Consider the following 13222-nt stretch of genomic DNA (forward strand, 5'->3'; position numbering starts at 1 on the left):
GCGCCGAGCCCATAGACGACGAGCGCGGCCGTCGCTCCATGTTCGGAGAGGATGTACTGGCCGACGAGCGCCGTCGGGAACGGAACGATGCCGACGGTGATCAGCAGCAGCAGGTTGAGGTAGAGGAAGCGCCGGTCGACCCGCGTGCAGTGCTCGAGCAGCGTGTGGTGGTTGACCCAGAGGATCCCGATGGTGAGGAAGCTCACGAGGTAGGCGGCATAGGCCGGCCACAGGCGGAGGAGCGCACCCACGAGATCGGTCGTGTCTTCTGGCACACGCAGCTCCAGCACCAGAAGCGTGCCGGCGATCGCGAACACGCCGTCGCTGAACGCTTCGAGACGACTCGTGCGCATGGCGACAGTCTTAGTGAGGCTTGACCTTGCGTCTAGCTGTCGCCTTCGCCTTCACGGCGTCTCCGAGCGCGCACCATTCCTTGACCATCGATCTCAGCTCCGATTTCCGCGCGTTCGCCTCCGTCACGTCGGCGATGCGTATGCGCTTCACCTTCTCCCCCTCGAGATGCGGGTAGCTCCCGACTAGGCGTCTGCCGCGCATGAGCCTGAGATTCACGCCGGGCTCGCTGTACCGGACGAACGCGGCGAAGTCGCCGCTCTTGGTCGATGAGAACGTGACGCCGTACTGGATCCGCTCGCGCATGCTCGGGTCCGCGGCGAGGATGATGTCGCGCACGCGCCGCAGGGCGGCCTCGGACGGCGGCTTCGTCGAGGTGAACCAGCGTTCCACCGCAGCAGACTTCGCCACGCCGTCTAGCATCGCAGCATGCGCGACAGCGGTCCGACAGCGGCCACGCACCGAGCGGCGACCAGCGAGCGCCGCCCGCTCACGATCCTGTTCGCCGACATCGCCGGCTCGACCGCGATCGCCGAGAAGCTCGATCCCGAAGACTGGACCGTCATCGTCGGCAGGGCGTTCGCGCGGCTGAACGCGGTCGCCGCGCGCTACGACGGGACGGTCGCGCGGCTCATGGGCGACGGTGTGCTCGTGTTCTTCGGCGCGCCGATCGCGCACGAAGACGATCCCGAGCGCGCGGTGCGCTGCGGACTCGACATGGTCCGCGAGATCGAAGGCGAGGCGCACACGAACCCCGGTGTTCCGCTGAAGGTCCGCGTCGGCATCAACACCGGCCCCGTCGTCGTTGGGATGGTCGGCACCGATATCGCGCGCGAGTACACGGCGATGGGCGACGCGGTGAACATCGCGGCGCGGATGCAAGCCGCCGCGCCGCCCGGTGGCGTCATGATCACGGCGGCGACGTACAAGTTCGTCGCGCCGCTGATCGACGCGACCGACGCCGGCGCGCTCGAGCTCAAGGGCAAGGCTGAGGCAGTGCGCGCCTATCAGGTCAAATCTCTGCGAGCCGGCGCCGTGAGCGCCCGCGGCCTCGGCAGTGAGGTGCGCTCCACGATGATCGGGCGCGACGGGCAGCTCACGCGTTTGCGTGACGCGTTCGCGATCGTGCGCGCTCGGCAAGGCCGGGTCGCGTCGATCCTCGGCGAGCCCGGGATCGGAAAGAGCCGGCTTCTCGCCGAGCTGCGCGCGCACGTCGCTGCCTCCGATCCGTCCGCGCGCTGGATCGAGGCGCGCTGCCTGTCGTACGGCCGCACGCTCCCGTATCACCTCGTCCTCGACCTCGTGCGTTCGTGCATCGGTGTCGGGGCGACCGCCGGCGAGCCCGAGGTGCGCGCCGCGCTCGAACGGCAGACGAAGGCGTTGTTCGGAGACGCCTGGTCCGATCCCTACACGTACCTCGGCCACCTGCTGTCCATCGATCTCGACCCCGAGGTCCGCGCTCGCGTGTCTGCGCTCGAGTTCGAGACCGTGAAGCGCTATGTCTCGTCGGTCATCGGTGTGGTGCGTGCGCTCGCGGCCACCGGCCCGGTGATCCTCGCGTGCGAGGACCTCCACTGGGCCGATGCGTCATCGGTGGATGTGATCCAGCAGATCCTGCCGCTCGCGAACGAGCTGCCGCTCTTCATCGTCGCCACCTCGCGCCTCGACCGCGAGAGTGAGGGCTGGCGACTCGTCTCCGCGGTGCGCGACGGCTTCGGCGATGCGCTCATCGAGCTGCGTCTCGAGCCGCTCTCGGGTGACGACACCCGCACGCTCGTCACGAACCTGTTGCACGTCGAATCCCTCCCGCAACAGACCCGCGATCACATCCTCGAGAAGTCCGAGGGCAATCCGTTCTTCGTCGAAGAGGTGATCCGGATGCTCATCGATCGCGGCGCGATCGCTCGCCAGGGCGACCGATGGGTCGCGACGGCGCAGGTCTCGGGCGTCGAGATCCCCGACACGCTGCAGGGACTGCTCCTCGCTCGGATCGATCGACTACCATCCGAGAGCAAGCGGACGCTGCGCGTCGCCGCGGTTATCGGTCGCCAGTTCGGCGTAACGATGCTCGAGCGGCTCCTCGAAGCGAAGACCGGATGAGCGCTCGGGCCGAGCTCGGAACGCTTGAGGCGAGCGGCCTCGTTCAGGTGGCCGCGCTCCAGCCGGAGCTGGAGTATCTGTTCCGTCACGCGCTGGTCCAGGACGCCGCGTACAGCTCGCTCCTGAAACAGGATCGCAGGACCCTCCACCGCCTCGCGGCCGAAACGCTGATCGCGTTGTACCCCGAGCGCGCGCGAGAGCAGGCCGCGGTCATCGCCTTCCATCTCGAGCGCGCTGGCGATACGGCGGAAGCGGTCGAGCACCTCGTCGTGGCCGGCGAACACGCGCTCGAGCGGTTCGCGAACCGCGAAGCCCTTGCGTTCTTCGACCGCGCCGAGGCCAGCCTTGCTCCCGACGATCGACGGATCGATCTGCGACTGCGCGCGGCGCTGGGTGGCGCGAAGGTGAGCTGGACGTTCGGGAGCATCGAGGGACCGACCACGCGGCTCGAGCGCGCGCTCGCCTTCGGCGAAGACGGCGCGGATCTGAAGCTCGTCGGCGATACGTATTTCTGGCTCGCATTCCTGCGTCGCATGCGCGGCGAACGGCCCGACACGAGTCCCGCGTTAAAGCACGCGGCCGAGCGTGCCGCGCAGATCGGCCGCACCCGCGGGGATCCACTCGCCGACGCCGTCCCGAACGCGTTCGCCGGGGTCAGCATGATGGGCACCGGCCAGCTGCGAGAAGGCGCGCGGCTCCTGTCCGAGTCGCTCCCCGCGATCATCGAGCACGGTGACCCGCTGTCGTCCGCGATCCTCGGCGGCCTGCTTGCGGTGATGTACGCGCGCTTGGGCGAGTTCGCGGCCGCCGAGCGATGGCTTGCCGACGCGGAACGGATCGCGCTTAGCGGCGATCCGATCGCCACGCTGGATGCGCAGATCTCACGAAGCGCACTTCTGATCGAGCGCGGTGACATCGCGGAAGGCGAAGCGCTCGCATCCACCTGCGCAGTGCGGTCTGAGGAGCTCGGTGCCGTGGCATGCGGCGTGGCTTCGAACGTCACGGCCGGCATCGCTCACCTCGCCCGCAATGACGCGCTTGGAGCGAAGGTGCCCCTCGAGCGGGGCGACGAGCTCGCGCAGGTTTCGAACATGGAGCCGTTCAGGACGATCGCTCAGGGGTTGCTCGGGTCGGTGCGCACGCAGCTGGGTGACGCACCAGGGGGTGTGGCCGCTTGGACGCTCGCGCTCGAGCGCGCCAACGCGATGCACGACCTTGGAGGCGAGGCGATCACCCTGTGGCACCGGGCGCGAACGCGCGCGTACGCAACGCCGCCCGACTACGCGAGCGCGCTCGCGGACATCGACGCCGCGTCGAAACTCCTCGAAGAGATGGAGGCGCGACCCTCGCTCGCGCGAGCGCTGCGCCTTCGCGCGCGGATCCTTCGGGCGCTGGGTCGAGCCGCGGACGCTGACGCCGCGGACAAGCGATCGAATGCGATCGGCGCGGAGCTCGGCCTCAAGGACTTTGCCGTGCGGTAGCGCTGCTACTCCGTGACCGGGCGCACCTCAACGATCCCGCCCGTCGGCCAGCGCTTCGCGATCGCGATCGCTTCGTCCTCGCTCTCCACGTCGACGACCGCGTAGCTCCCGACGCTCTCCTTGGCCTCGATGAATGGCCCATCCGTCACAAGCGGCAAGTCCTTCTTGCGCACCCGGCCAAGTCGGACCGTCTTCGCGCCGCGACCGAGTCGTCGGCCTTCGACGATCTTGCCTGAGCGCGCATGCTCCGCGAACCACTGCCCGATCTCGGCAATGCCGGCGCGCCGCTCGACTTCGGGGAGTGCCATCCACTCATCCTCGACCGCATAGAAGGTGAGCAGGTAGCGCACAACAGACCTCCCTTGAGCCTCTTTGCGAGGCTGCACCATACCGACGAAGACCCATGAGCAGAATCGACAAAAATGGCAGGCGTGCGCCCATCCTGCCATTGGGTGTCATCTCGCCCAAGACTTTGTGGCTGTCACAGCGAGACAGGTGCGCCATGCGTTGCGGAGTCATGCAGCGCTTCAAGAACCCGTGCCTGTGCGACCGCGTCGTCGCGGCCGAGGAGTAGCTCGCCGTCACCACGGATCGCGTCGCTGAGGTTTTCGAGCTCGAGCCGGTATGAGTCGACCAGCTCAAGATCGATCCGCTCGACCCTTCCCCCACGGCGTAGCTCTATGCCTGGCACCTTGCAGTGCCACGGATCATCGAGGAACAGCGAGCCTTCGCTGCCGATGGCCTCCAGCTCGTCACGCTCCGTCATCGCGGTGCCGGAATCGAACAAGGCCACCACGTTGCCCGGGAAACGCAGCATGCCGGCGAAGACCCAGTCGGTGCCGGACGGTCCGAACCAAGCCTCGCCGAACACCTTCTCGGGTTCACCGCCGAAGAGGCGCGACCCGTTGACGGCATAACAACCGACATCCATCAACGCGCCGCCATCGAGTGCAGTGCGCAAGCGGATGTTGTTCTCGTCGTACAGCGAGTAGCTGAAGGCGGAGCGGATGAGCCGTAACTCACCGATCGCCCCTTCGTCGACGAGTTGCTTGGCTCGCTTCGTCTGTGGGTTGTGGCGGTACATGAACGCCTCGCTCAGTAGCCGGCCAGTGCGATCGGCAGCGTTGAATGCTGCCTCAACCTCGCTCGAGTGACGAGAAAGGGGCTTCTCGCACAGCACGTGCTTGCCTGCCTCGAGAGCTTTGATCGTCCACTCGCAGTGCATCGAGTTAGGAAGCGAGATATACACCGCCTCGACCTCTGGATCCGCCAGCAGCGCCTCATAGGAGCCGTAGGCGCGCTGGATCTCCCACGTCTTGGCGTAGTCGTCGGCGCGCGCTTGATCGCGGCTCGCCACTCCGAGGAGCTCGACCTTCGGCGACGCGTGTGCTCCTGGGATTACCTTCCGGTTGATGTTGGCGGTCGACATGATCGCCCACTTGACTGCGTGCGCCATTCGGACTCCTTGTTGCGACGTGAGCGGACTCCGAAGTATCGCCTCTGCTGATAAACGTTGGCTTAGGAGCGATGCGCTGCTGCTGAACGGAGCGGAACCGCCGCATCCGCCGCAGGTGAAACCGGATTCACGAAACAAGGTCGGAGCCGACGGGCAGACTCGAGCTGCCGACCGGCGGTCTACGAGTACGTACGTGACTAGACTCCCGGTCGTGCGCAGGCGCCAAATGCTTGTGTCGCAGGCCGCTATGGCGGCGCCGTCTTGCGGCGACGTACGTCCGGTCGCACCCGGCCTCAGTGCCACGCCGACTGCCCTTCCACGACCGCTCACGCTGCCGGAGCTGATCCGGTCCGGGGTTCAGCAACCCATTCATGTATCTCGAGTGGATGTACCTCGTCCCAATGGGTTCGCCGATCGTGCGGCCCTCGGACGCGGACCGGCCCGGAGTGCGCATCGCGACCTACGAAGGCACACCGCTCCATCTCTATCTGAAGCGATCGTTGAAGAACGCCACACTCATCGCCACGGCGAATGACCAGCGGTCGATCGAGCTGGTGAACATGGGCGAGGCGGATGTTGTCGCAGCTTCCATGAACCAACTCGGTCGATTCGCCAATCAGATGCCCGGTGGCACGCTGATACAAGAACCGATGTTCATCAGCCGACACGCTATCGCCGTGGCTATCGGCCGGGACGACATTCTGAACTTCGCGACCGGATGGGTAGAGCGCGCCAAGAGTCGGGGCTGCTGGCGGACGTGGTCGCTCGCAGCGGCGCGCGCGGTGCCTCGGTCGCGGCGCCGGGTCCCTAAGCTCGGATCAGGACCACGTTGACCGCAATTGGCGCGCCGCTCCGACTCGGCGCTGACGCGATGACCGAGTTACCGATGGATTTCCGGAGCCGACGGGCAGACTCGAACTGCCGACCGGCGATTTACGACTCGGCGGTTGACCGCTGCAGCCTGCAGCAAGCCGCATCTCAGGCTCCACCATGAGGACGAGTAGCGGCGGGTGCGCGATCGGCTTGGCGGTGAATCCGAAGTCCGCGCCAGACGGAGAACCGAGATCGGCCGCTCGCCGAGGAGACCCTGACATCCATAATGCGCGCCGAATGAGCCAGGCTTTGGATGGGATGGCCCCTCAGGAGCTCGAGGTGCTCCGGTCTGCGGTCCGCGGCCGGGTCGTCGGTCCCGGCGACCCTGACTACGATCACGTCCGCACGATCTGGAACGGTGCCGTCGAACGACGGCCGGCGGCGTTCGCGCGGTGCACCGGCGTCGCTGACGTGATCGCGGCGCTGCGTTTCGCGCGCGAGCGCGGTCTCCGCATCTCAGTTCGCGGCGGTGGGCACAACGTTGCCGGAAGCGCGCTCTGCGACGGCGGCCTTGTGATCGACCTGCAGCCGATGAAGGGCATGCGACTGGACCTCGACGCGCACCGTCTCGTCGCGCAACCCGGATTGCGCCTCGGCGATGTGGACCACGAGACCCAGCCCTTCGGCCTTGCCGTCGCGGCCGGCATCAACAGCGAGACGGGACTGGCCGGCCTGACCGTCGGCGGCGGTATCGGCTGGCTGATGCGCAAGCACGGCCTCACCATCGATCACCTGGTCGCGGCCGACATCGTCACCGCCGACGGTCGGCTGCTGCGAGCCGATGCTGAGCGGCATCCGGACCTGTACTGGGCGATCCGGGGCGGAGGCGGCAACTTCGGGATAGTCACCGCGTTCGAGTTCGATCTCGTCGAGATTGGCCCGAGCGTCCTCGGCGGAGTCATCTTCTATCCGGCAGAGCTAGCGCGTGAGGTCCTGCGGCGATATCGCGACTGGGCGGCAGCGGCCGCAGAGGAGGTCACGACCATCCTCCTGCTACGCCTCGCGCCGCCACTCCCATGGGTGCCACAGGAGGTCAGGGGACGGCCGGTGCTGGGGATCGGGGCACTCTACGCCGGCATTCCCGACGACGGCGTAGCAATCCTCGCCCCGCTCGCGGAGTTCGGGCCGGTGCTTGCGAACTCCATCCAGCAGCGGCCCTTCGTGCAGCACCAGTCGATGCTGGATGCGAGCGCACCCGCGGGCCGGCTCTACTACTGGAAATCCCATTACCTCTCGGCGCTCACGGATGCCGCTATCGACGTCATCGCTGATAACGCCTGGTCTTTTCGATCGACGATGTCTTTCACGTTGCTGAGTCACCTGGGAGGCGCGATTCGCCGGCGCACCGACGACGAGACCGCGTTCGCCGGGCGCGACGCCGAGTTCGCGATCAACATCAACTGTGCCGCCACCAGAGCGGAGGATTTCGAGCACGACCGCGCGTGGGTCCGGGCGTGGTTCGACGCGCTGGCGCCGCACAGCACGGGCGGCGTGTACGTGAACTTCGTGGGCTCGGAAGGCGATGAGCGCGTGCACGCGGCGTACGGCGAGAAGAACTACCGGCGTCTCGCCGAGATCAAGGCGACACATGACCCGGACAACATCTTCCGGGTCAACCAGAACATCACGCCGACGGTCGTCCCAGCGCGAGCACGGTGATCACCGGCCGGCACCACTCAGGACTACGACGGGCCGGCGTGGCTGCGCCTCTCATGGCAATCCGCGCCGGGCGATGCTGAACGAGTCGAGTTTCCTCGGGATCTCTGAGCCGACGGATGGGGATCCGTCGCGTTGCGGATCGATTTGCGCAGCGGGCGAATCCGGTTTCAGCGCCGAACTAGGGCCCGCTCTTGCCGAGCCGCAGTGCGGGCAAAACCTAAAAGCCTCACCGAGAAGCTTGCCGCAATTGCCACAGTACGGCGCAATGTTCATTACAGTCCGCCGCCCCTGCAGTTGTTCGCCGACACGCGGTCACGCGTGACCTTAGGAAGAATCGACGAGAACCACCGAAATTTGGCCGACCGATCACTGCGCAATGCAGCCACACTCGCAGGCGCGTGGACCTGCGGGCGCAAGTTCACTCAGGCGCCCACTGTCCTGCTCGATCCACTTGAACAACGGCGAATCCAGGTCCTTGGTGAACATTGTCATCGCGCCAGTTTGCATGCGATAGAGGGTCTGATATGACGTCGCTCCGGAATTGATTAAGCGTTGTGCGCCAAGCGTCACGGTGAGGATTACCGCATCCCACCGCTCGCTGCCGGGTTCTCCCGCGAGCGCCAAGAAACGCGGGTGTCGGGATAGTCCCTCGAGCAGCGCAGCGTCAATGCCGATCGTGGATCCGTAGCGGTAGTGGGCCTGCAGCCCGTACTGCCGCGCAGCGGTCTCGAGATCTGGCGCTTGTGTCCCACCCTTTCCATCAGTGCGCGGCAGAAATGGCATCCGATGAACATCGCGGTAGCGATCGCACAACTCGGCGAACGTGTCGAACACGAGCACGGTCTGACGGATCGCCCCTGATTGCTCTCGCATTGTCAGAAGTACCGAGCGGCCAGCCAGCGCATGGAGTCTGTGCCCAGGCACACGAGGCATCTCAAGCGGGATAAGGCTGCTTCGCAGCGCCGCGCGGGCCGCATCATCGCTAAAGAACTTTCCGAACAGCGGCACTCGCGCCTCTCCTCATTTGCGATCGTGAGCGTGTGGCAAGGGTCGCGAACACGACGCGGTATTCCAACACGAACGGGTCTCAGGTGTCACCAAGCGCGAGCGCCTCGCAGAGCCTTCGTCATGCTGAAGGAACGCATCTACACCAATCTGGAGTTAACGCGCCGCGCGGAAGTCCTCGACGGGCTGATGCAGCCGCATCGTCGGGTCCCCTTTGCTGACACATCGCTTAAGAAGAACAGTCCGCGCGCGCGTGCACCGACGCAGCGGTTATTCAGTGAGTCGCCCCGTCGCCGATACCATTCCGCGCATGGCGACCGTCGGCCCGGAGTTGTGCCCCGACTGCGGAGCGCAGATCCGGCGTGCAGGTCTTGGACGGCATCGGACGAGCTTCAGGTGCTACGTGCGCAGCGGCAAGCTACGGCGAGACGGCTGGACTCGCGCGACGAGCGTGGGCGCATATCACGCGAGTTTTATCGCGGCTTGGCCGAAAGAGCACTGGCGAATCGGACCGTCGTTCGACTACGGAGGAGCCGACGGAACCCCACAATTCCTGGGGCACACGGCGACGTATCTTCGATCACCTAGAAGTGACGTTCCAATTGACGTGCTCGTACGCGCCGTTCATGGGTATCGTTCGCACAAACGAACGCGATTCAAAGAGGCTGCGCAGCACGTCCTTCAGGCTCCCTCGCGCGAAGTTCGAAAGTTGGCGGCCGAGGCGCCCGCGGTTCATAGCACTGGCGGGAGGTGGAGCGTCGGCCAGTATGGAGTTGAGGACTAGGGAAGCTAGTCGGGGACGAGCGTTCGGCATGGCTCCCGGTTGCGGGTCTGCTTCGGCGAGGGGTCACTTGTCTGGGTTCGGCTGACGACAGTCGACCTAGGTCATAGCTGGCAACTCGAACGGGATGGATAGCTCGACTTCAGACGGGCAAGATCTTGTTCCCATCGGCGATCGCGGGCATTCGAGCGTCCTCCGCACCAATCTGGAGCGCTAGAAGATGTGACAGCCGTCGATAAGATGCCAGGGTGGCCAATCCAGGTGATTCCGTCCTTTCAATGGCCGTCGAACCAGACATCGACGAAGCACGGGCACTCATCGAACAGAACTGGCACCTTCTCGGGGAGATGCGCGGGTGGTCAGCCGCTCGTCGGCGAACGTACGCCGAGCAACTCGGCGACCTAGGGAATCTCGAGGACCGGAGTCGTCGCGAGCAGACCGGTCGCTATCCACTGGAGCTGCTACAGAACGCGAACGACGCTGCGAGTGACGCGCACATGACGGGCCATGTGCAGTTCGCAGTCACGAAACAAGCGCTTCTCGTTGGGAACGACGGCGCTCGTTTCACGTCCGAGAGGATCCGATCATTGATGCGGATCAGCTCATCTGAAAAAGCTGCGCGACCTAGGCGGACGACGGTCGGCTATAAGGGTGTGGGCTTCAATTCAGCGTTCGAGATCAGCGACACACCGCAGGTCATCACGAGCCGTTTCTCATTTGGATTTGACCGCGTTGGTGCCCGACGTGAAGTCAACAAGGTGTTGGGCGTCCCGTCCGAGGGCATCCCAGCACGACACTATCCGCGCCTCCTTGAATTCGGTGCATGGGCTCTGGACGCCGACATCGTCACGCAGATGCGCGAACGCGGCGCAGTGTCGATCATTCGCCTACCGCTACGCGCGGGCACGAACCAGTCAGATGTTGACGCGCACATCAAAAGTTCGATTGTTCCGGCAACGCTGCTATTTCTGCCGGCGGTCGCAGAAATCACGTTCCTGGATGCAAACGGATCGCGCCATTGGAAGAAGACCGACCGAGGGCGAAGGGCCGACGGTCGGCTGATAGAGATCGATGGCGGTGACCGCACGTTCGCTTGGATCGTCCGCGTGGCTTCAACCCCCATCGACAAAGGCCTGCTCGAGCGTCTACGTGACCCGTTGTGGACGAATCTGGACAGCCTCGACGTTTCTGTCGCCGTCCCATGGAGTGATGGCGCGGTCGACTCGAATGCTCCTCCTCAGCCGCTCTACTCGTACTTCCCCACAGATGACCAGTGGGGTCGCCCGCTTCTCATTCACGGCGACTTTTACATCGATGCGGGTCGAAGACACATCGAGACACGGGGTGAGGGCGGAGAGATTTCGCGGGCCGTCGCACGCGAAGCGGTGCAAAGCGCTGTCGCTCTAGCTTGTTCCCTAAGCAGTCAGGGATATCCGCTTCTGAGAGCGCTATCCGAGCTAGTGCCGGCGGGTGGCTTTGGACAAGAGGTCGGGCAGCTGTTACTTAAGGCGCTTTCGCAGGCCCCGTTCTTACGCACGTTCGGTTCCGGTACTCCACGCCGCCCCGACGAAATCGTAAGGCTGAATTCCAAACCCAGCTCGGTCGCACTGGAGCGCCGTCTTCTGAAGTACGTCGAGCGCGCAGATGAAGTCTTGATGCCCGGCGATGACCTGCCACCCGCGCGCGAGCTGATGAATTCCCTCGCTGTGACGCAGCTCCAGCCGCATGATCTTGGCGCGCGCATCGATCCACGTCCGCTCGACCCCGCTTTGCCGCATTTGTGCGCCGTGCTAATGGACTGGCTAAACGCGCAATCGGAGTGGCAGCGTCCGGGCATCCTTCAAGCTTTGCGTGCTCGTGCAATCTGGCGCGACGAGCACGGCAACTGGTGCTCACCGAACCAAATGAGAGTGCCGATCCGCGACGCGCCGTTATTGCCCCAGTGGTTGCGACCGCGCCTGGCAACTCGGCCGGCGCGAGGACGTGCGCGCGAGCTGTTCGACAAGCTGTCGATAGCGGTGCTCGACGAACGCGCGGGCGCACAACTTGCGATCGATGCGGTGACCCAACCGAAGCTTCCCAGCGCGGCTCGGCTTCGCGACGTCTATCGATACCTCAAGGAGGTCGGGCGACTGCACCCCAAAGCACTGACTGACGTCGCACGGCTAGGTCAAGTGCCGGTGCCAACACGCGACCGAACTCGACAGCGCCGCGCCTGGACGCGAGCCGACGCGACGTACTTTGGTGACGAATGGGTCGCCGTGGAAGGAGCGGAGGCTCTCTACGGTCGTTTCGGCGCAATCGAGTTTCTCGATGAGAGACCTCCGCGGGCCGCTGGCGAGCGGCGCGCTGTTGCGAGATTCCTCGCGACGCTCGGGGTAGCTGCTTTCCCGCGCTCCAGACAAGTGGATTACTCGCTGCCCCACTTCAGTGAGTACGCAGCTTTGCCCGAGACGGTCGAGGCCTCGCAGTGCCCTCAAGGTCACTCGGGTTCGCCGCAAGTCTTGGACGCCGCTGTGCTTGACCGCCTCGATGTCATCCTCGACGCGAAAGAGCCGTCGGCGCTGAGGCTATTGGCGCGGGTTCTTGCTCAGGCGCAGGAGCCTTATGGTCAGCGCGCCACGTACGTCTGTGATCACAGCCATCACCGTGGTCGCGGCACGCGTCGAGTTTTCCTCGGGTATCAACGTTGGCGCCTAGAAACGACGGAATGGGTCCCGGTCACGGGTGAGTTGGCCGGAGGGCCGCTGCGGCGACCGTCCGAGTCGTGGTACCGGGCAAGGACTGGCGGCGAAGATCTACTCCTGCCAATCGCGCTGCTCGAGGAAGGCGTGGCCCGGCGTCTCGCTCTCAATGATTGCGGTCGTCCGTCTTCAGTTGCCGTAGCTCGGGCGCTCGACCGACTTTCGACGAAATATCCCGACTTGTCGGCCGCTGCGATGCCGGTCATGAGAACCACCGAAGTCCTAATGGACTGGTTCGATCAGGCCCTGCAGCGGACCTCGGGCTGGGATGAACAAATCCCGCCCATGGCCGGGGAGACCAGCACGGGCCGGCAATGGTCGCGGCAGCCGCTCGTTAACGATCTACACCTGACTAGCGCTCCGCCAGGAATGGCCCTCTTGCCTTTCGGCCGCTGGCACGGGCTACGCAGGGCGCTCGATCTGCCACGAGTGAGCGAGCGCGTCGAAATCACGGTCCGTCATGGCAAGGCGAACGCGGCCAAGCTGTGGATGGGTGCTGAGCAGCGGGCCATGTTGCTTGCCTTGCTCGAGCGCGCGGGAGGCGATAGGTCCGTGGTGACCAGCCGGCTGCGCTCCCTGGCCGAAACGCGTGCGCAAGGAATCGAGGTCACGGTTTCGACTGCCGACGGATGGGAGTTGGTCGTTCCGCGATCCTTCTTCCTTCAACGCCGTCGCGATAAACGGGGACGGCTCGTTGCCGCGCACCTGTACGTGGGCGAACTAAGTACGGCCGACCAACGCGCGTTGGCAGCGGACCTTGCCGACTACCTCG

At 65.2% G+C, this 13222-nt stretch carries 9 protein-coding genes and 1 pseudogene; 5 read left to right on the forward strand and 5 right to left on the reverse strand.

Annotation, left to right across the window (positions count from 1 at the left end; translation table 11 throughout):
* Together VI056_13990 and VI056_13995 are read right to left on the reverse strand one after the other, a co-directional pair.
* A partial coding sequence (locus tag VI056_13990) for a TMEM175 family protein (protein ID HEY6204137.1) occupies positions 1 to 353 on the reverse strand: 353 nt, incomplete at its 3' end.
* A gap of 10 nt (positions 354 to 363) precedes the next feature.
* The gene (locus VI056_13995; GenBank protein HEY6204138.1) at positions 364 to 762 is read right to left on the reverse strand and encodes a hypothetical protein; all 399 of its coding nucleotides are present in this window, start codon (positions 760 to 762) and stop codon (positions 364 to 366) included.
* 18 nt (positions 763 to 780) lie between these two features.
* Between VI056_13995 and VI056_14000 the strand changes: the two genes are divergently transcribed.
* The gene (locus tag VI056_14000) at positions 781 to 2451 is read left to right on the forward strand and encodes an adenylate/guanylate cyclase domain-containing protein (protein ID HEY6204139.1); all 1671 of its coding nucleotides are present in this window, start codon (positions 781 to 783) and stop codon (positions 2449 to 2451) included.
* A complete protein-coding gene (locus VI056_14005; protein HEY6204140.1) occupies positions 2448 to 3932 on the forward strand; it encodes a hypothetical protein in 1485 nt (494 codons plus the stop codon). Before VI056_14000 ends, VI056_14005 begins: the two co-directional genes overlap by 4 nt.
* A gap of 5 nt (positions 3933 to 3937) precedes the next feature.
* Here the strand turns inward: VI056_14005 and VI056_14010 are convergent, their stop codons facing one another.
* Together VI056_14010 and VI056_14015 are read right to left on the reverse strand one after the other, a co-directional pair.
* Positions 3938 to 4282, reverse strand: coding sequence for a YciI family protein (locus VI056_14010; GenBank protein HEY6204141.1), 345 nt, complete (start codon positions 4280 to 4282; stop codon positions 3938 to 3940).
* A gap of 131 nt (positions 4283 to 4413) precedes the next feature.
* On the reverse strand, positions 4414 to 5388 hold the full coding sequence (locus VI056_14015) for a Gfo/Idh/MocA family oxidoreductase (GenBank protein HEY6204142.1): 975 nt from the start codon (positions 5386 to 5388) through the stop codon (positions 4414 to 4416).
* 368 nt (positions 5389 to 5756) lie between these two features.
* Between VI056_14015 and VI056_14020 the strand changes: the two are divergent.
* Together VI056_14020 and VI056_14025 are read left to right on the forward strand one after the other, a co-directional pair.
* Positions 5757 to 6221: pseudogene (locus VI056_14020) on the forward strand (transporter substrate-binding domain-containing protein).
* A gap of 277 nt (positions 6222 to 6498) precedes the next feature.
* Positions 6499 to 7920, forward strand: a complete 1422-nt coding sequence (locus VI056_14025; protein HEY6204143.1) for an FAD-binding oxidoreductase — start codon at positions 6499 to 6501, stop codon at positions 7918 to 7920.
* Between the two features lie 366 nt (positions 7921 to 8286).
* Here the strand turns inward: VI056_14025 and VI056_14030 are convergent, their stop codons facing one another.
* Positions 8287 to 8928, reverse strand: a complete 642-nt coding sequence (locus VI056_14030; protein ID HEY6204144.1) for a hypothetical protein — start codon at positions 8926 to 8928, stop codon at positions 8287 to 8289.
* 1026 nt (positions 8929 to 9954) lie between these two features.
* On the opposite strand from VI056_14030, the gene VI056_14035 reads away from it, so the two are divergent.
* The coding region (locus VI056_14035; protein ID HEY6204145.1) for a hypothetical protein at positions 9955 to 13222 on the forward strand (3268 nt) is incomplete at its 3' end.

This window comes from Candidatus Limnocylindria bacterium (genome assembly GCA_036523395.1).
Lineage (GTDB): Bacteria > Chloroflexota > Limnocylindria > P2-11E > P2-11E > CF-39.

Excerpts from the sequence above, each read along its gene's own strand:
- VI056_14000 (HEY6204139.1), top strand. The coding sequence starts at position 781 with ATGCGCGACAGCGGTCCGACAGCGGCCACGCACCGAGCGGCGACCAGC.
- VI056_14015 (HEY6204142.1), bottom strand. The coding sequence starts at position 5,388 with ATGGCGCACGCAGTCAAGTGGGCGATCATGTCGACCGCCAACATCAAC.
- VI056_14025 (HEY6204143.1), top strand. The coding sequence starts at position 6,499 with ATGAGCCAGGCTTTGGATGGGATGGCCCCTCAGGAGCTCGAGGTGCTC.
- VI056_14005 (HEY6204140.1), top strand. The coding sequence starts at position 2,448 with ATGAGCGCTCGGGCCGAGCTCGGAACGCTTGAGGCGAGCGGCCTCGTT.